Consider the following 18,950-nt stretch of genomic DNA (forward strand, 5'->3'; position numbering starts at 1 on the left):
AACCATCACAGGAGGTGCCAGATGCGGGTTTTATTGGTCGAGGATGCACCAGGGCTCGGGGAGGCGGTGCGCGAGCAGATCGCCGATGACGGCCATGCCGTCGATTGGGTGCAGCGCCTGGACCATGCGCGCAACAGTGTGCGCACCACGCCTTACGACTTGATCCTGCTGGACCTGATGCTGCCGGACGGGCGCGGGCTGGACTTTTTACGTCAACAGCGTTCAGCGGGGGACGTGACCCCGGTGATCATCCTGACCGCCCAGGACCAGATATCCGATCGCATTGCCGGACTCAATGCCGGGGCTGACGATTATCTGGTCAAGCCATTCGACCTGTTTGAGCTCTCGGCCCGTGTGGCGGCCGTGGCCCGACGTTACAGCGGCAACCCCAACCCGCTGATCAAACTTGGCGAACTGCAGATCGACATGAACGCCCGCACGGTTCATCGTTCCGGCTCCTGCGTGGACCTCACGGCGCGGGAATGGGCGCTGTTCGAGGCGTTTGTCCAGCGGCCCAGCGCATTGTTGTCGAAGTCGCAGCTGGAAGAACGTTTGTATGCGTTTGGTGCGGAAATCGAGAGCAACACCATCGAGGTGTATATCAGTCGCTTGCGTAAAAAACTCGGGCGTGACCTGATCGAAACCGTGCGCGGCATGGGTTACCGGTTGATGTCCGTATGAAGTCGCCGTCGAGTCTGCAAAAACGCCTTGGCCTGGGGCTGACCCTGGGCATGACCTTGCTCTGGCTAGGGGCGACCGTCGGGGCCTGGCTGGTGGTGCAACATGAGTTGAACGAGGCGTTCGATAGCGCTCTGGAGGAAACCGCACAACGCATCCTGCCCCTGGCCGTGCTGGAAATCAGCAACCGTGAAGAACCCCGCGAAGCACAGCACATTGCCACCCTGAAAACCCACAAGGAATACCTGACATACCTGGTGCGCGATGCCAAGGGCGAGATTCTGATGAAGTCCCACGACGCCAACCCGAAGATCTTCAACAAACAGCCGACGGAAGGGTTTTCCACCACCGGTAAATACCGTCTGTATGGCGCGAGTGCGCTGCGGGGGACGCTGTTCATCGAGATCGCCGAACCGCTGAATCATCGCCGAGAGGCCGCCCGGGAAGCCTTGTTTGCCTTGTTGTTGCCGTTGCTGGCGCTGATTCCCATCAGCCTGTTGGGCACCTGGCTGTTCGTACGCATCAGCCTGCGCAGCGTGTTGGCCTATCGTCGTGCCGTGGAGGCTCGTGGTGTGGGCGATCTGTCACCGATCAACGTGGCGCGACTGCCGGCAGAAATCAACCCGTTGGCCGGCGCGGTCAACCATTTGCTGGAGCGTTTGCGCAAGGCGTTGGAGGCCGAACGCAGCTTTACCGCCAACAGCGCCCACGAACTGCGCACCCCACTGGCCGCGACCCTGGCGCAGATCCAGCGGCTGCGCCATGAAACACCCGAAGGGCCATTGCGCGTGCGTGCGGCGAAGATCGAAAACTCGTTGCGCGAGCTGGCCCGGCTCTCGGAAAAACTCATGCAACTGGCCAAGGCTGAGGGAGGCGGATTGTTGTCCGAGGCGCCTCAGGACCTCATTCCCTTGCTGGCCCATGTGGTTGATGAGTGGAATCACAGCAGCGGACAGCGGATCGAGTTGCAATTGCCCCGTCAGGCCAGCGTTTACTCGGCGATTGATCCGGACGCTTTCGGCGTCCTGTTGCGTAACCTGATCGAAAACGCGCTGAAATATGGCGCCGCGGACCAACCGGTCGAGGTCAGCCTGTCCGATCAAGCGCTGCTGCAGGTGGTCAATGGTGGCCCGACGGTGCCCGCGCCGGTGTTGCAGCGCCTGACCGAGCGCTTTGTGCGGGGCAACAGTGAAGCCAGCGGTTCAGGGTTGGGGCTGGCAATTGCCAAAACCATTGTGCAAGGTGTCGGTGCCAGCCTGACCCTGGCATCACCGGCGACAGGCAGGACGCAAGGGTTTGAGGTGCGCGTCCAGTTTCAACTGGCGCTCGATGACCATGGCGACAAGATTGATGGCTAGACTTTCCTTAAAAGGATGCCAGGCCTTATGCTCGTGCGTTCCTCGGGCCCCTCTGACCGGAGCATTCCATGCGCTTTCGATTTCCGCAGTTTGCCGCACTGTCGGCGGTGGTTGCGGTCGGTTTTTCCCCAGGGGCCCAGGCCGTCGAATACAACCAGGTCAACACCGCGGCCAGCCAGATCAGCTTCACCTTCGACCAGTTTGGCTCGCGGGTCTACGGCACGTTCGGTCAGTTTGAAGGCACTCTTGATTTCGACACGCAAAACCCCGTCGCCGCCCACGCCGCCCTGCGTATTGAGCTGAGCAGCATTGATGCCGGCAGCAGTGACGCCAACACCGAGTTGCAAAAGCCTGCGTGGTTTGACACGTCCACCTACCCGCTGGGGACTTTTGAGTCCACCAGCGTCAAAGCCTTGGGCGATAACCGCTATCTGTTTGCCGGTAACCTCACGCTCAAAACCATCACCCGTAACGTCCAGGTTCAGGTCGAGTTGAAGCCGGAGAGTGGCATTGGGGTTTTTGTCGGTGAGTTCGCCCTCAATCGTGACGACTTCAAGATCGGCGCCGGGGAGTGGGCAGACGGTGTGGTCTCCAAAGACATCAACATCCGCTTTCGAATGGTTGCCCCGGAGCGTTAGCCCCAGCGCTATATGCCAAGGTGCCACTACACAATCCCGCGCAACTGCTAAGCTTCGCCCGTGCAACGCCCACGTTGAACGCAACAATCTGCATGGAGGCAGACTGATGGTGATCAAACGCATTGCCGAAACACGTGTGCACGCGGTTCCCGAGCCGTTCGGTCGGGATGAAGTGGAGCGGGTGCTGGCGCTGCTGCTGGCCAGCCCGTTGTTTGCCAAATCCCGGCGAATGGGTGGCTTGTTGCGGTTTCTGGTCGAGCATGACTTGCAGTTGTCGAACACTCCCCTGACTGAACACGCCATTGGCCTCGCGGTGTTTCGCCGTGACCCGACGGTGTATTCCACGGTCGACGATCCGGTGGTGCGGGTGCAGGTCGGCCGCCTGCGGCGCAAGCTCGCCAGCTATTACACCACCCTCGGTCAACACGACCTGATGCGCCTGAGTTTGCCGGCCGGCAGTTATCGCCTGGCGTACGAACGGCTCAGGCCGAAAGTGGCCAGCCACCCTCATCCGGTGCTGCAACTGCAGCCGTTTACCTGCATCACCCATGATGGCGACGACTTTACCCGAGGCTTGTGCGAAGAGTTGAGTTGCCGGCTGTTTGAGTCCTTCGAGCATTCCCAGACCCATGCCAACCATGTGCTGATGAAGGTGCCATGCAGCAGCGTGAAAACGCCGGTGCCGGAGCGGGTGGGGCGTGGCAGTTATTCACTGGAGGGCAGTGTTCGGGTGGAGCCGGCCCGGGTCCGGGCGTCGGTGCGCCTGATTGATGTGGCTCAGGGGCGGATTCGCTGGTCGGCACAATTTGATCGCAGTCATCCCTACGGCATCGCGACCCAGGAAGACCTGGCCGAATCGATCTGCCGTTCACTGACGGGCTATTTCGACCGGGGCAGTGACGATGCCTGAGAGAAGGGGCAACCGCGAGGTTGCCCCCGATGTCACCGTTACACCACAGTCCAGGAACCACCCGAGTAGAGACGGGTCGCGTTGTTATCGAAGGTGAGGTCGACCTCGATGGCCTGGGAGCGCGAGGTGCTGAACATGGTGCTGGTCTGCACATTCTGTTCGAACCAGACAAGAATGGTCTCGACAGGCGTCAGCACAGTCTGGCCGGTGACCACTTGATTAATGGCCACGTAGATCGGGGTGGCGACCTGCTTGCCGTCGATGCCCGTGGACAACTGGCTGACGCCGGGGTGAATCGCACCGTATTGATTGACCAGCGTGATGGAGGTGTCGGGCCCACCGGTGGTCGCATTGCCCAGCAAGCCGGACGAGTCAAGAATCGACTGTTGGCCCAGGCCGATGGTGACGAGGTTGGTCGACACATCCACTTGAACGTTGGCCTGGAACGAATTGGAGCCGAACAACTGGTATTGCGGCGTCCAACTGAAGGTGTTGTTGCTCAGGTAATTGACGTAGGACTGCCAGACCACGTTGTAGTCTTCGGTACCGACCTTCTTGGCAAAGCACAGCTTGTAGCCGGACTGCTTGAGCGTGGTCAGGTCACCGGAGGCGATCTGGATCTTGACCGATTTCTGGGTAGCGGCCAGGGTCGACGTCAGCACTTTGCTGTAGTCGGTGGTTTTCAGGGCCGTTGAACTTGAGGCGCCGAGAATCGATTTGACGGCCGCTTGAACGTCGTCGTGCAGTGCTTGTTGAGTGCTTGCAACGTTTGACTTACTCATGGTGTCCCTCTGTTCTGTCTGGGTTGTGTTTAGGCAATCAATGGGCAGCGGGCGTCGAATCCGAGCAACCATCAGGCAGCACCCGTGACAGGTCTTCCATGCCTCCACTGGCGGGAGGCGGGCGATGCCGATGATGTGTCACAACCCTGTAAGCCCATTGACGGCTTCACACTAGGCGCGGCGGGCAGGGGGGCGAAGTGTCTTGACGTTACATTCGTGATGGGGGTTTGCAGGGGATTGTTCGGGCAGGTAACAGGTTGGGTAACGGGGTTGTATCAAAGCTGCTCGGGTTTTGTGATGGCGCCGGTGATTCGATTCTGGCGTTTGTAGTCAGGCGCCGAGCAGGAACGTATTGCCATGAAGCCAAGCTTCGAGAACCCCCCCCTCGCCAGTCGATGCGTCGTGGTCGATGCTGAATCGGCGGCTGCCCGACGATATTCCGTGTGGCGCGGGGGCTTGCCCCCGTTCGGCTGCGCAGCAGTCGTAAAACCGCTGAATGCGGTATACCTGACACAACTGGATTGCAGGTTTTGGGGCCGCTTCGCAGCCCAACGGGGGCAAGCCCCCTCGCCACACAAGCCCCTTCGCCACACAAGCCGCCTCACCACATAACCCCGTGCCACAGGTGATAAGTCAGAGCGGTAATTGATTTCCAACCTTGGCCACATCCAGCAACCGATGCATCCGAACCGCATCCTCAAACGTCGCCGCCGCATGGGTGCCGTCCGCCAGGTCCTGGGCAAACACGTGATACAACTCCGCCAGTTCCAACACCGCCGACGGCAATCCGGATTCGGGCAGGCGCTGATAACTGTCCGGCACTGGCAGGCTTTGCAACGGCTGGTCATCGCCGTGGGCACCCTCGATCACGTAGTCATCGCCCACGCCACCGAAGGCGGAACGGTTGGTGATTTTCAGGTCGCCCTGATCGCCGGTGATGTCGATCTGCACGCCGGAACCGTTGCGTTTGCCGCCCTCGATATGGATCGACACCACCGCGCCGTTTTCCAGCACGCCACTGAGCACCAGTTGATCCGGCGCGGTGCTGTCCAGCACTTCGCCGGTTTCGACGATGGTGACTTTCGGGAACTGGCTGACGGTCAGCCCCGACACTTTCAGCGGCCAACCGGTGGCGGTGAACAGCATGTCGAGGAAGTGCCCGGCGTAGATCGAGACGACGCTCGAAAAGTTTTCCTCAGGCGCCGTCCAGCGCAGCGAGTTGGCACGCAGCGCCTGGAAATAATGCGTACTGACGTGCATGCGCACCGAGCGCAACTGGCCGACATAGCCCTGCTGTAACAGGTCTTGCAGATAACGGTTGTGCGGCGCGTGGCGGCGTTGCAGGCCGACGATGTGACGCACGCCGGCATCCTTGGCCAGATGTACCAATTGTTCGGACGCCGCAGTGGTGGTGGTCAGCGGCCATTCGCAGTAGACGTCTTTGCCGGCGGCGATGGCGGCGCGCACGGTTTGCTCGTGTTGCGGTGCGGTGTTGAGCACCACCACCAGGTCCACTTCGGGGTTATTTACCAAGGCGTCGAGGGAATCGGCGACCTGTGGAATGCCGTATTCGCTGGCCGCCGCTTCGGCGCGTTCGCGGTGTTCGCTGTACACCGCTTGCACCCGGTATTGCGGCAGCAGCGCCAATACACGCAGGTGACCGTGGCGGGCCCAGGTGCCAACGCCGACGATGCCGACGCGAATGGGGGAACGTGAAGTTGTCATGGGTGTGGCCTCGTAAGGTTGATGGCAGACGAGGCGAAGTCTAGGGAGCGCAGGCTTTGGGAAAAACAGCCTGGAGGGCCGAACTCTTTGGACAGTAACGGCGCTAATCCGTGGCCCGGAGCTTCGGATTGCGGAGTCATCGATCCACAGTGATCGGAGCGCTGCACCGTTTTTCCGCGCCGGGCCGCTCCCTACCATGGCTCCACTTATAACTGTGGAGCTTTCCCCATGAACGACATACACGTGATACCGGCCACCCCGGCGCTTGCGCTTGAGCCGCCATCCTCCGCCCGCGACTGGCTGTCGGTGTTCTCGGTCGCCCTCGGCGCCTTCGCGTTTGTCACCACCGAATACCTGCCGGTGGGCATCCTGCCGCAGATTGCCAACAGCCTGGACATTACCGATGGTGTCGCGGGGTTGATGGTGACCGTGCCGGGCATCGTCGCGGCCGTCTCGGCACCGGCGATCATGCTGGGTGCCGGGAAGATGAATCGACGGCATCTGCTGCTGTTATTGACGCTGTTACTGGTGGCTTCCAACGTGGTATCGGCGCTGGCGCCTTCGCTGACGATCATGCTGCTCGGCCGAGGTCTGTTGGGTGTCGCACTGGGCGGTTTCTGGGCCGTGGCGATTGCGGCGGCCGGGCGTTTGGTCAGCGAAGCAAAAGCCGCGAAAGCGACGGCGCTGATCTTCGGCGGCATCACCCTGGCGACGGTGCTCGGGGTGCCGTTCGGGACCTTTGTCAGCACGTTGTTTTCCTGGCGGATATCGTTTGCGGCGACAGCGGGGTTGGCGTTGCTGACGTTGCTCGCGCAGTGGCTGACCTTGCCGTCGTTGCCGTCCCGCGAAGGCTTGCAGGTGCGCGCATTGTTGGGTTTCCTGCGCCGCAGTAACGCCCGACGCAGCATGTTGCTGTTGGGCACGGTCGTGGCGGCACACTTCACGGCTTACACCTACATCGCGCCATTCCTTGGGCAAAACGCCGGCTATACACCGAGTGCAATCACCGGGATCCTGCTCGGCTTCGGCCTGGTCGGCATGCTCGCCAACTTCGCGATGGCTGGGAGCATCGTCAAGCATCTGCGCCTGTCCCTGGGGGCGGTGGTGGTGTTGATGGTGATCGCGCAACTGGCCTTGCCCGCGCTGCATGGCTGGGGCGTGGCATTGGCGGTTCTGGTCTGGGGCATTGCTTATGGCGCGATTCCATTAGGCGTCAGCACCTGGATGCAACTGACCTCGCCACAATTGCCCGAAGCCAGTTCAGCCATGTTGGTGACCACCTTCCAGGTGGCAATCGCCTCGGGTTCGCTGTTTGGCGGCTTGATGGTCGATCACTTCGGCGTGCCGTCGGCGCTGTGGCTCGGTGCGGTGATCGGTGTGCTCGGGTTGGCGGTGATGCTCAGTTTCGGCATCAGCAAGGCCCCGATTGCCGAGGCCCTGCAACGCTAGTTCAAACCTTGAGAATGTTGTCCTTGAAGAAATCGATCAACACCCGCAGCCTCGGTGCGGTCTGCTTTGATGCAGGCCAGAGCATCCACAGGTTGCCGGTGTGGTCGGTGTAGTCCGCCAGCACCACCTTCAGCCTGCCATCGGCCAACGGCTGACGGATTGAAAAGTCCGGCAGGCAGGCAATCCCCACCCCATCCAGCGCCAGATACGTCAGCGGATCCATCGTGGTGCAGGCCATGGCCTTCGCCAGATTCGGTTCGATGTGCGTATCGCCGACGCGCAGCGGCCAGCGCTCGATCATCCCCGTCGCCGGAAACTTGTGCAGCAACGCCACGTGGTTGATCAGCTCGTCCGGGTGCGTCGGTTCGCCGTGGCGTTCCAGGTACGCGGGCGAGGCCACCAACTGCAATTGATAGCCCCCCAACTTGCGCGCCATCAACCGCGAATCCTGCGGCGCGCCGGTGCGGATCACTGCGTCGAAACCTTCCTCGATCACGTCCACCATGCGGTCGGACATGTCCACGTCCAGCTCGATGTCCGGGTAGGCGCGCATGAACCCGGCGAGCACCGGCATGATCAACACGTTCTGAATCGGCACGCTAATGCGCACCTTGCCCTTGGGCGTGGCGGACAACTCCAGCAGCTCCATTTGCGCGGCTTCCACTTCGCTGAGGATGCGCTTGCAACGGTCCAGGAACAGCTCGCCTTCGGTGGTCAGGGTGACGCTGCGGGTGCTGCGATGGAACAGCCGCACCCCCAGGCGTTCTTCCATGCGCGCCACGCTTTTGCCGACGGCTGAGGAGGAGATTTCCAGCAGGCGCCCGGCTTCGGTAAAACTGCGGGTTTCGGCCACCTGAATGAAGGCCGTGATACCGCTGAGGCTGTCCATCATGGGAGGTGTGCTCGATGCAGGAGGGTTGACGCAGAGTAGAGGCGGGCGGGGGATTTGCAAAGGGTGATCGGGTAAATCGAGGTGACGCCTTCGCGGGCAAGCCTCGCTCCTACAATGGATCGCGTGATCTCTGTAGGAGCGAGGCTTGCCCGCGAAGGCGTCCGAACATTCAACGCATGGGCCGGGACCTGTCAGGCACTGTGCTGATAAAACGGATAATCCGTAAACCCGACCTCATTACCCCCATAAAACGTATCCCGGTCATAAGCATTCAACGGCCGACCCTGGCGAATCCGCTCCGGCAAATCCGGGTTGGCAATAAAGTCGCGCCCAAACGCCACCAGGTCCGCATCGCCCGCGCGCAAAATCTGCTCGGCCGACTCGGCGGTGAAACCACCCGCCGCGATGATCAAACCGTCGTAATGCCGACGAATCAACTGTGCGGCCACGGGATTCTGGTCCTTGCTCTCATCGATCGAGTTGCCCAGCACACGCGGTTCGATCAAGTGCAGGTACGCCAGTTTCAACGGTGCCAATTGCTCCGCGACGTAGACAAACAACGCTTCGGGATCGCTGTCCTTCATGTCCCCGAACGTACCGCTTGGGCCCAGGCGCACCGCAACGCGCTCGCTGCCCCAGACCGAAATCACCGCGTTGGTGATGTCCAACAAAAACCGCGCACGCTTGGCGATGCTGCCGCCATAGGCGTCGGTGCGGCGGTTGCTGCCGTCCTGCAAGAACTGATCGATCAGGTAACCGTTGGCGCCATGGATTTCCACACCGTCAAAACCCGCAGCCAGGCCACGTTCGGCGGCGCTGCGGAAATCGTCCACCAGCGCTTCCACTTCCGCTTCGCTCAGCGCCCGGTGCGGAGTGCTCGGCACCCAGCCGCTGGCGGTGTAGGCCACGCCGTCGTACTCGACCGCCGATGGGGCCACCGGTTGTGCGCCGTCGGGTTGCATGTCGCTGTGGGACTGGCGACCGGCATGGAACAGTTGCAGGAAAATCTTCCCGCCCTTGGCATGCACCGCTTCGGTGATGGCTTTCCAGCCAGGGATTTGCGCGTCGTTGTACAGGCCGGGCGAGCCGAGGTAGCCGTTGCCGGTAGTGGACACGACCGTGGCTTCGGAAATGATCAAGCCGCCGTCGGTGGCCCGTTGCGAGTAGTACTCGGCCATCAACGCGCCGGGCAGGTCGCCGGGCTCGGAACGCATGCGGGTCAGGGGGGCCATGACCACGCGGTGGGCGAGGGTGTGCGGGCCGATGTTGATCGTGGAAAGCAGGGTGGGGTGATTCATGGTGACCTCCAATGAGTGAATGGAGGCCACCTTAAGCTGATTGCCTGATGGGAAAAACGGGCCGGCGATCCGCTCTCTCTGGACCGATTGTTCCGTAATCGATTGGCGCCCGGTCTTGGGCCGGGCCCCCATCGTTAATGCGCCGCGATGGGCGCCGTCACCGTTTTCCCAAGGGCCGAGCGAACCGTGGCGGTGGGGCTTGGCGTCGGGCCGTCACCGGTGGTGGTGACAGACAGCCGCCAGCGTGCGCCGGTCCCGCTCGGCGTCAGTGCCGCCGCACCGAGATTGAGCGCCCCGCCCGTGGTGCTCGCGCTGACCGTGATGCTGTTGCCTGCCGCCCGCGAGGTGGTTCCCGCTAAATCCCAGGTGTAGCGGCTGTTGCTGCGGGCGACGACCGTGGCGCTGGTCACCTGCAAGTCTTCATTGACCGCCGCCGCGCTGACCGCCACCGACACCGTGGCCGGTTTGTCCGAGACCGCGTCCTTGCTGTCGCTGGCCTGGTAGGTGAAGGTCGCGGTGAACGGCGCGCTGACCACGGCCGGCGGGGTGTAGACCACGCGCAGGCCGTCGGTGCTGACCGTGCCCTGGCCCGAATCCGGCTGGCTCAGGCCCACCACTTTGAGCGGCAGGTTGCCGTCAGGATCGGTGTCATTGGCCAACACGTTAATGGTCAGCGGCAGGCCGTTATTGCTGATGGCACTGTCGGGGTTGGCCACGGGTTTTTTATTCGGGCCGTTGTTTTCCTCACCTTGATCACCGGTGCGGAAAGTCGGCAGTGCGGCGGAGTTCACGTAGGTGACACCGTCCCAAGCCGGGCAGGGGCGTGGGCATCAATTGGAACTGCCCGGGGTGCTCGATATCCCAGCGCAGCAGCATCGAGGTGTCTTCGTGCTGGGTGTTGTGGCAATGCTCCATGTAGGTGCCGGCGAACTCGCGGAAGTGGATCGCCATTTCCACATCCACGGAACTGTCGATGCCTTCACCGATACGATAGACGTCCTTGCGCGCCCATTTTTCCCATTCCGGCGGCGCCTTGCCGTCGCGGCTGAGGATGACCCCTTCTTCAAAATGCACGTGCACCGGGTGGTTCCAGCCGTTGCCGCCATTCTCGATTTTCCACACCTCAAGGGTGCCGTCACCGGCATAGCCCGCGTCGGTCGGACCGTTGGCCAATTGCGGCGCAGCACTAATGCGGCGCGGGTCCATGTCGTAACCCAGGCCGCCGTCGGTCTTGATGGTCCAGGGCGCCTCGTCGGTGCCGTCGGAGCGACCGAAGATGAAGTGGCGATGCCGGGCCAGTTTGAGCTTGGCCTGATCGCTCGGGTTGTCGCGGTCGATGGTCAGCGGGATCATTGTCTTGCCGGCGGGCTTGCCGGGTTTGGCTGGTTCGTAGTCCGCCGGGTTCATGCTCACGTCCTGGCCGCTGTAGGGCTGGACCAGCAGTTGCAGGAACTTGCCGACGGCCGGGTCGCCCTTGTCCCATTGCGGGCCTTTGCTGGTCTGCTTGATCACCGCTTTGTATTTCTCGGACAACACGTCCGCCAGGGCCAGTTCGTTTTTCTCCGGGCCCTTGCCGGTGCGGTGTTCCAGCAGGTTGACGAAGTACAGCTTGTCGCCGGGCTGGATGCCGTTTTTCGCGAAGTTGACGATGATGTCGTAGCGTTCGGCAATGCCTTGGGTCGGCAGGATGGCGTTGTGGTCTTGCCGGTCACCGTCGCCGTCTAGGTCCATGCTGCCGTCGAACGGCACCGTGTGCTCCATGAGGTTGCCGTCGTTGCCGATCAGGTGGAACGGCACGCGATTGTAGGAAACCCCCGAGCCCGCCGGGCCGGGAAACTCGCCGCCGTTGCCGCTGATTTCACGCACCAGGGCAAACTTGAAGAAGCGCGACACCGAGCCGTTGAGGATGCGGAAGCGATAGCTGCGCGCACGCACTTTGAGGCGTGGCTGGTACTGCCAGTTGACCAGGATCTGATCGCCGAGAAAGCCGTCGGTGTTGAACGGGTTGAACCACAATTGACCGTTCTCGTCCCAGGCTTTGTCGGCGATGACCAGGTTCACATCGTAGTCGCGGTTGCCCCAGGGCAGCGCCGAACCGCTGGGCAAGCGCAGGTTGACGCCGTCCTCGATGGCTTCGTTGCCGCGATCCAGGGCGCTGTAGTAGTTCATCATCACCGCGTTGCCCTTGTAGACGTTCTGTGCGGTGAAATCGAGCATGTGGTCGTGGAACCAGTGAGTGCTCATGGTCTCGCGCCAGTCGCCACGAATCTTGATGCTGCCGTGGTCGCAGGTCTTGAGGCCGGGGTTGGCGTCGTTGACGTACAGGGTTTCGCCCGGTGAGCAGGGGAACGCCGCACGCGGGTCTTGGGCGGTGGTGTTGATCGTGTCGTAACCGGCCAGTTGCAGCGGCCAGCGATAGTCGTAGTACTGCCCCGGAAAAAAGAATGCGTTGGTGTAGCCGTCGCTTTCCGCCGGGGAATGGCCGTTGTGTTCGTGGGTGCTGATGGTGTGCAGGCCGAAACCCATGTTGGCGGCCGGGTCTATCGGCAGGGCGTTGTAGTGCCGCATCAGCACCGGTTGGCCGTAACGCACCATGAGCAATTTGGGCGGAAAGGTGCCGTCGAACGTCCATAACGAGTTGTGATTCTGTATCGGCATTTTGGAGTGGAAGCGCGCGTCGATGCCCCGGGTGGTGCCGGCGGTTTCCGGGATGTCCGATGTTTGGTAGTTGAGCCCGCCGGGGGCGAATTCGCCATTGGCGTAATTGTGTAGTTGTTTGCGGTCACGCAGGCCCTGATTGGTGCGCGTGCCCATTTGCACGGTCTTGAACTGCACCTGAGGAAAGAACTCGTTCCAGCGTTGATGCGACCAGCCTTTTCCAGGTGGCCGGCCCTCGGCGGGCGAACCCACCGGGTGGCGGTTGAGGAAGGCTTCGATCTGTGCCTTCCAGGGGTTGCGGTCCAGCACATTGGAGAACTGCGCCGGAAACGGAAACAACCCCGGCTGACGCATGAAGGCTTCGATTGCGGCACTGGACGGGCCGCTGCGGGCGACGTTGTTCGGGTCTTGCTGGGGCGCCGGGCCGAGGGTCGGCACCGGGAAGGTCAGGGTCGGTGGCGGGGTGGTCGGGTCGAGTTTTTCCGTGCCGAACTCTTCGAATAACAGCAATTGCTGGGTAAAAGGCTCGGCCCCAAACAAGGGGCTGGGTTTGCCATTGGTGGGGAAGTTGAACGACGTTTGCAGAGATGGGGGCAATACGTTGTCGGCCCGTGGTGTAGTACGGTCGCCGAACACGCCATTGGGCAGGGCAATCGCGCCTTGATTGGCCTCAGGCAAGGTTTTCAGTGCTTCCAGCGCAGCCTTGGGATCGGCCGGTGGATTGGTAAAGGCCGAGGGATCCGTGGGGGGCGGTTGCCCGACATCATCGAGCGGGGCCGCGCTGGCCGTGGACAGGCTGAAGGTGATGAGCATGACGGAGGCGACACCCAAACCCAGCAAACGGCTGGGCCAACGGTGCTCCGAGGCTGGGCTTTTCATTTTTTTTTCCCCTTGCGTCAGGCCGGCACGGCGATAGCAGCCATCACCTGGAAGCGAGGGCCGTCGGTGCGTTAAAGAGGAATAAAGCAAAAGCCGCGCCATGGGCGATTTTGTTGTTTAAACCGTTTGCTAATCAACGGGTTGCATTGATTTTTATTTGTATGAGAAAGCCTGTTTCGCTGGGGCAACCCCTCAGTTTCGGGGAATTGCCCCGTCGCGCGTTATGATGGCCGCACTCGCGACGCATTCTTCACGTCGCGGGTACGCCTTAACCGCCGGAGTCAGTCGCGCAATGCCCCAGATCAGCCATTTCAAAACCCCGTGCCCCGAGCACATCACCAGCCAGATCCTGCAACTGGTGGTCGACAACCTGACCGACATCAGCGCGGTCGCTCTGCCGCAAAGCAACCTGCTGTACAACGTGTACCAATACGCGATCGGCTATGAGGTCCACCTGTATCTGGAGGCGTTGAGCGGGGCCAAGGGGCTGGCGGTCGAGTTGATCGTGGCGACGGATGTGGACGACCCGGAGAAGGTCATCGGCTTTGTGTTGTACCTGCCGGTCAAGGACGATCCTGAAGCGTGCGGCGTGGCTTATATGGCCGTCGATGCCAGTTATCGCGGCCAGGGTGTTGCCCGGGCGATGCTGCGGGAAATGGTCGGCCGCTACCCTCACGCTGAGTTGACGTGCAGCGTTGGAAAAGTCCCGTATTTTGAAGCGATGGGCTTCCAGGTGCTGGGTGTGCGCGCCACGCAAGTGCTGATGAACACCCGCGATCACGGGACCGACGGCCTGATGGCGGTGCTGGACACGGCACCGATCTACAGTGCGTTGGAAGTGCGGCAGATCCATACCTACCTGCTGCAAAAGCACGGCAAACGGGCGATGACCGATGCCGAGAAACAGCGCGACCGGCATCTGGATCAGTTGACGCGCAAGGCCAATGAGTTTGTGCGCGGGCGGTTGGGTGATGAGGCCGTGCCAGCCATCACTCCAAGACTGCGGTTGGTCTGACCACACATCCCCTCTGTAGGAGCGAAGCTTGCTCGCGAAGGCGTCCTGTTGGCCGACATCAATGTTGGATGTGCCGGCCCCTTCGCGAGCAAGCTTCGCTCCTACAGTTAAAAGTGTTTAGGAAAGCTTCACGTTCATGGTGATCCGCGCCGTGAACACCTTCTTGCCCTCGGCATCGTGAATGTCCACCGGCACAATCTTGTCGCCCTCGGTCAGCCAGTCCACCGCTTCCCCATCCGCGACCGCCGTCACATCCGTCTTGGCCTTGGCCAGGTACTCCACCGTCATGCCTTTCGGAATCCAGCGCGCGCCTTCGGGAATTGACACGTTGGTCATCGTGCCGGCCGCCAGTTCCGCGGCATTGCACAGGGCGATCGCATGCACGGTGCCCAGGTGGTTGGTGATTTCCCTGGAAAATGGCACCTGCACGCTCGCATAGCCTTGGCGCAGTGCCGAGAAAACCGGGTGGATGGTGCTGAAGTAGGGCGCCATCTGGCACACCATTTTGCTGAACGCTTCGGGGCCGGCGCTGGTGTACAGGCTGAGAACCTGGTTCATGTTGAAGCCTCGCTGAGGGGTGGATTAACAGAATGATGTTCCGTAACAGAATAATGTTCTGTTACGGAACAGTATTCTGTCGATGGGAAATCTGTCAACCTAGCGCGACTTATCCGTGGGCAGGTGTCTGCCTTGCCGTTGATTTTTTGGGCTGGTGTTCAGCATGGAAACTGCAGATTTACTCGAGCGCTGCTACCCCGGACGAAGAGCCGAACTCAAGCGCGACATTTTTCGAAAAGCCCTCAAGCTGTTCAATGAGCAGGGGATCGAGGCCACGACCATCGAGATGATCCGCGCCGAATGCGATACCAGCGTCGGTGCGATCTACCACCATTTCGGCAACAAGGAAGGCTTGGTGGCCGCGCTGTTTTTCACTGCGCTGGACGATCAGGCGCAGCTTCGCGACAGCTATCTGGCCGACGCCGAAACGACGCGAGCCGGGGTTTATGCGCTGGTGCACAGTTATGTGGACTGGGTCGATAACCAGCCCGAGTGGGCACGGTTCCAGTACCACGCGCGATTTGCCGTGACCAAAGGGCCATTGAAGGACGAACTGGCGACCCGTAACAAAACCCGCAACCGCCAGCTGTGGGAATGGCTGTCAGCCCCGGAGCGGGGCGATGAGTTGAAAGGGGTTCCGGCGGAATTGATGCCGTCGCTGATCATCGGTCAGGCGGAAAGCTACTGCCGGACGTGGTTGTCGGGGCGGGTGAAGGGACGGCCGAAGGATTATCGGGACCTGCTGGCAGAAGCAGCGTGGCGATCGATATGCACGGGGGACGCCTGCGATCCATGAGCATCCCCCGTTGCGGTGGTGTCAGCGACTTCGGGAGGTTCTTTTATTGGGCTCCCGGCCAACCTGCCTGGCGCAAGGCATCGAGCAGTGTTGTGGCATCCAGCCCCGGCACTGCATGCCCGTTACCCTCAGCCGTTTCCCCCGCCAGCAAGGCGTTGATGATCGCTTCCTCGACGGCTTCGGTCGCGGCCAAAAACAGTTCGCTGATGTGGTCGTTATTGACCATGCGCAGGTTGTCGCAGGTCGGCGCTTTCTTGCTTTCATACGCCGCGGGCGGCACATCATTGCCCGTGGCGAAGGCGATGAAGATGTCGCCGCTGTGGTCTTCATTGCCCCCGCCGGTGCGGGCCAGGCCGAGACTGGCACGTTGCGCGAGACGGGTGCATTGGTGCGGCAGCAACGGCGCATCGGTGGCGAGGCAAACGACAATCGAGCCCATGCCCGGATGCGGCAGCGACGCCTTGAGAAACGGCGAGTCAGCCTTTTCCATATAGCGCCCGACCGGGTAACCATCGACGCGCAATTCGTTGCGAATGCCGTGGTTGGCCTGGACGATGGCGCCCACCGTCCAGCCACCCTGAGCGCTGCTCAAGCGGCGCGACGCAGTACCGATCCCACCCTTGAATTCATGGCAGATCATGCCGCTGCCGCCACCGACATTACCTTCGGTGACCAGTCCGCCGACGGCTGTATTCAGGGCTTCGGCCACGTGTTCGGGCTTCACGTGAAAACCGTTGATGTCGTTGAGCAAACCGTCGAACGTCTCCAGCACCACCGGCATGTTCCAGTAGAGTCGCCCGTCGTCCGGTTGCTGCTCGCGGTCCAGCACAATCAGCGCATCGCGCACCACGCCGAGGCTGTGGGTGTTGGTGAAGGCGATGGGGCTGGTCAACAGCCCGGCCTCGCGAATCCATTCCAGACCGGTCGCATCGCCATTGCCGTTGAGCACATGGACCCCGGCAAAACACGGCTGCTGGCTGGTGGAACCGGCGCGAGGTTCGATCACGGTAACGCCGGTGAGGATGTCGCGGCCGTTAGCGGTGCGGCCGCGCACATCGCTGTGGCCGACCCGCACGCCGGGTACATCAGTGATGGCATTGAGCGGGCCGGGTTGCAGTTGGCCGAACTGGATATTCAGGTCGCGGGCACGTGGTTTCATTGTCGTTCTCATGTTCAAGTCAAACTCATTGGCAGACCCCTTGTAGGCGCAAAGCTTGCTCGCGAAAGCGGTAGATCAGGCGGCGACATCTTTGTTGAATGGGATGGCCTCTTCGCGAGCAAGCTTTGCTCCTACAGGGGACGGCGGTGTTTTTACTGACCGTTCTTGATGTTGCTCCAGGAGCGCGTGCGCACACGTTCGATCTCGTGGGGCTGCGGTTGCAGGGTGAATGCCTTGGCGATCACTTCGGCGGAGGGGTAGATGTTGCTGTACCCGCGCACCTCGTCCGAGAGCAACACCGTCGCGTCTTTGTTGGCATTGGCGGTGAGCGCCAGGTTAGTAGCGGGGGCGACAACTTCGGGAAGGAGCAGGTAGTTGATAAAGGCCAGCCCCTGTTGTGGATTGCTGCCGTCCTTGACCATGACCAGGTTATCGGACCACATCGGCGCACCTTCGACCGGGATGCTGTATTCGATCTTTACACCCTTCGCCGCTTCATTGGCGGCTTGCATGGCACCGAACACGGTGCCGGACCACGCCAGGGCGACGCAGATATCGCCGTTGGCCAGGTCGGTCTGGATCTTCGACGAATTGAAATAGGTGATGTGCGGACGCAACTTGAGCATCAGCGCTTCAGCTTTCTTGTAGTCCGCGGGGTTGCTGCTGTTGGGCGGCAGGCCGAGGTAGTGCAGGGCGATCGGGATGACCTCGGCTGGAGCGTCCAGAATCCCCACGCCACATTGGCTGAGCTTGGCCAGGTTTTCTTCTTTGAACAGCAGGTCCCAAGAATTCACTGGCGCCTGATCGCCAAGGACCGCGCGGACCTTGTCGACGTTGTAGCCAATGCCGTCGGTGCCCCACAGGTAAGGAACGGCGTATTGGTTATCCGGGTCGTTCGCGCGCAGCTTTTCCAGCAACACCGGGTCAATGTGGTGCAGATTGCTCAACTGGCTACGGTCCAGTTTCTGCAAGGCTCCGGCCTTGATGAGGGCCGGCAGAATGAAGTTGCTGGCCACCACCACGTCGTAACCGCTGTGACCGGTCATCAGCTTGGCTTCCAGTACTTCGCCACTGTCGAAGGTGTCATAGACGGGTTTGATCCCGGTGTCGCGCTGGAAATCCTTCAGCGTGGTCGGGCCGATGTAGTCAAACCAGTTGTAGACGTGCACGGTCGGTTCATCCGCCGCTGCGGCTGCTATCCAGGCCGACAGACAGGCGCCCAGTCCCAGGTTGATATACGTGCGATGACGACTCATGATGCGGCACTCCTGGCCTGCTACAGGCCGGTGGTCAATAAGTGCATGCAGCGTATCGACCGGGGTGCTCGTCACCCATTCCCATCATGGGTTACACAAAAGGGGTAGAGCGTGGAGGCGTTGCTGAAAGAGTTGCCGGTGCACCAAGGGCTGGCCCGAGTGTTTGGCGCGCTGGGCCGCGACGGTTTCTGGCGGGCGCTGGTGGATACCTTGCGGTTGCTGGTGCCGCTGGATAATGCTTTGGTCGCGGTGATGCAGGCGGGGCGGGTGCCGCAGCTGCTGATCGATTTCGACTCCCGTGCCAGCGCGCACGAGGAGGAGGAACTGGCTGACTACAGCGCCGGCATGTACCTGATCGATCCCTTCTACCAGGCAGCCTGCGCCGGCATCACTGACGGCTTGCACAGCCTCGATTCAGTGGCCCCGGACCAGTTTCAGCAGAGCGAGTACTACCAGAGTTACTTCCGCTCGGTGGTGGGCGGCGATGAATTGCAGTTCATGATTAATGTGGACGGCGCCGTGCTCGGTTTGTCGCTGGGTCGTTCGACGCGTTTCACGCCCGAAGAACACGGCCGACTTCTATGCGTGCGCGACTGGGTGCTGGCGGCGATGGGCCGACATCTGCAATTGGTGCCGCCGGAAGGACCGACGGCGGTGGCCGGGGATCTGGCGACCTTGCTCGATCGTTTCGACGCACGCTTGACGGTGCGTGAAGTCGAGACTGCGCGCCTGATTCTTCAGGGTTTCTCCAGCAAAGCCATCGCCCAACAACTGAGCATCTCCCCGGAAACGGTGAAGGTGCATCGGCGCAATCTTTACCACAAGCTCAATGTCAGCGGGCATGGGGAGTTGTTTGCGTTGGTGCTGCAGCCGCGTTGAGGCTCGGGTTTTCACGCGGT

At 61.4% G+C, this 18,950-nt stretch carries 15 protein-coding genes and 1 pseudogene; 8 read left to right on the plus strand and 8 right to left on the minus strand.

Going from position 1 to position 18,950, the window contains the following annotated elements:
• Positions 1 to 21 precede the first annotated feature (21 nt).
• From ACZ89E_RS04570 to ACZ89E_RS04585, 4 genes are all read left to right on the plus strand, one after another.
• Positions 22 to 681, plus strand: coding sequence for a response regulator transcription factor (locus ACZ89E_RS04570; RefSeq protein ID WP_149661669.1), 660 nt, complete (start codon positions 22 to 24; stop codon positions 679 to 681).
• Complete coding sequence (locus ACZ89E_RS04575; protein WP_476254961.1) at positions 678 to 2,036, plus strand: sensor histidine kinase; 1,359 nt, start codon at positions 678 to 680, stop codon at positions 2,034 to 2,036. The genes ACZ89E_RS04570 and ACZ89E_RS04575 overlap by 4 nt, the downstream gene beginning before the upstream one ends.
• Positions 2,037 to 2,104: 68 nt before the next feature.
• Positions 2,105 to 2,674, plus strand: coding sequence for a YceI family protein (locus ACZ89E_RS04580; RefSeq protein WP_476254962.1), 570 nt, complete (start codon positions 2,105 to 2,107; stop codon positions 2,672 to 2,674).
• Between the two features lie 106 nt (positions 2,675 to 2,780).
• Positions 2,781 to 3,584: a hypothetical protein gene (locus tag ACZ89E_RS04585; RefSeq protein WP_476254963.1), complete on the plus strand. Its 804-nt coding sequence runs from the start codon at positions 2,781 to 2,783 to the stop codon at positions 3,582 to 3,584.
• 38 nt (positions 3,585 to 3,622) lie between these two features.
• Here the strand turns inward: ACZ89E_RS04585 and ACZ89E_RS04590 are convergent, their stop codons facing one another.
• On the minus strand, positions 3,623 to 4,366 hold the full coding sequence (locus ACZ89E_RS04590) for a hypothetical protein (RefSeq protein WP_149661673.1): 744 nt from the start codon (positions 4,364 to 4,366) through the stop codon (positions 3,623 to 3,625).
• 633 nt (positions 4,367 to 4,999) lie between these two features.
• Entirely contained in the window at positions 5,000 to 6,091 is a 1,092-nt protein-coding gene (locus ACZ89E_RS04595; RefSeq protein ID WP_476254964.1) for a Gfo/Idh/MocA family protein, read from the minus strand.
• 228 nt (positions 6,092 to 6,319) lie between these two features.
• On the opposite strand from ACZ89E_RS04595, the gene ACZ89E_RS04600 reads away from it, so the two are divergent.
• Positions 6,320 to 7,540: an MFS transporter gene (locus ACZ89E_RS04600; protein WP_149661675.1), complete on the plus strand. Its 1,221-nt coding sequence runs from the start codon at positions 6,320 to 6,322 to the stop codon at positions 7,538 to 7,540.
• Position 7,541: 1 nt separating this feature from the next.
• Here ACZ89E_RS04600 and ACZ89E_RS04605 read toward each other — a convergent pair whose 3' ends face one another.
• The 3 genes and pseudogenes from ACZ89E_RS04605 to ACZ89E_RS04615 form a co-directional block, all read right to left on the minus strand.
• Positions 7,542 to 8,429, minus strand: coding sequence for a LysR family transcriptional regulator (locus tag ACZ89E_RS04605; protein ID WP_463260623.1), 888 nt, complete (start codon positions 8,427 to 8,429; stop codon positions 7,542 to 7,544).
• A gap of 194 nt (positions 8,430 to 8,623) precedes the next feature.
• Entirely contained in the window at positions 8,624 to 9,730 is a 1,107-nt protein-coding gene (locus tag ACZ89E_RS04610) for an alkene reductase (RefSeq protein ID WP_476254965.1), read from the minus strand.
• 134 nt (positions 9,731 to 9,864) lie between these two features.
• A pseudogene (locus tag ACZ89E_RS04615) lies at positions 9,865 to 13,201 on the minus strand (Ig-like domain-containing protein).
• Between the two features lie 358 nt (positions 13,202 to 13,559).
• Here ACZ89E_RS04615 and ACZ89E_RS04620 point away from each other — a divergent pair.
• Entirely contained in the window at positions 13,560 to 14,282 is a 723-nt protein-coding gene (locus ACZ89E_RS04620) for a GNAT family N-acetyltransferase (RefSeq protein WP_149661677.1), read from the plus strand.
• A 117-nt stretch (positions 14,283 to 14,399) separates the two neighbouring features.
• Here the strand turns inward: ACZ89E_RS04620 and ACZ89E_RS04625 are convergent, their stop codons facing one another.
• A complete protein-coding gene (locus ACZ89E_RS04625; protein WP_149661678.1) occupies positions 14,400 to 14,840 on the minus strand; it encodes a hotdog fold domain-containing protein in 441 nt (146 codons plus the stop codon).
• Positions 14,841 to 15,003: 163 nt separating this feature from the next.
• Between ACZ89E_RS04625 and ACZ89E_RS04630 the strand changes: the two genes are divergently transcribed.
• The gene (locus tag ACZ89E_RS04630; protein WP_133839938.1) at positions 15,004 to 15,636 is read left to right on the plus strand and encodes a TetR/AcrR family transcriptional regulator; all 633 of its coding nucleotides are present in this window, start codon (positions 15,004 to 15,006) and stop codon (positions 15,634 to 15,636) included.
• A 43-nt stretch (positions 15,637 to 15,679) separates the two neighbouring features.
• Here ACZ89E_RS04630 and ACZ89E_RS04635 read toward each other — a convergent pair whose 3' ends face one another.
• Together ACZ89E_RS04635 and ACZ89E_RS04640 are read right to left on the minus strand one after the other, a co-directional pair.
• Complete coding sequence (locus ACZ89E_RS04635) at positions 15,680 to 16,795, minus strand: DmpA family aminopeptidase (RefSeq protein ID WP_476254966.1); 1,116 nt, start codon at positions 16,793 to 16,795, stop codon at positions 15,680 to 15,682.
• A 152-nt stretch (positions 16,796 to 16,947) separates the two neighbouring features.
• Positions 16,948 to 18,051 (minus strand): polyamine ABC transporter substrate-binding protein, encoded by a 1,104-nt coding sequence (locus ACZ89E_RS04640; RefSeq protein WP_149661680.1) that lies wholly within the window; start codon positions 18,049 to 18,051, stop codon positions 16,948 to 16,950.
• Between the two features lie 111 nt (positions 18,052 to 18,162).
• Here ACZ89E_RS04640 and ACZ89E_RS04645 point away from each other — a divergent pair, with 111 nt between their 5' ends.
• Positions 18,163 to 18,930, plus strand: coding sequence for a helix-turn-helix transcriptional regulator (locus tag ACZ89E_RS04645; protein WP_476254967.1), 768 nt, complete (start codon positions 18,163 to 18,165; stop codon positions 18,928 to 18,930).
• Positions 18,931 to 18,950 lie beyond the last annotated feature (20 nt).

Source organism: Pseudomonas sp. TE3899, from assembly GCF_056279105.1.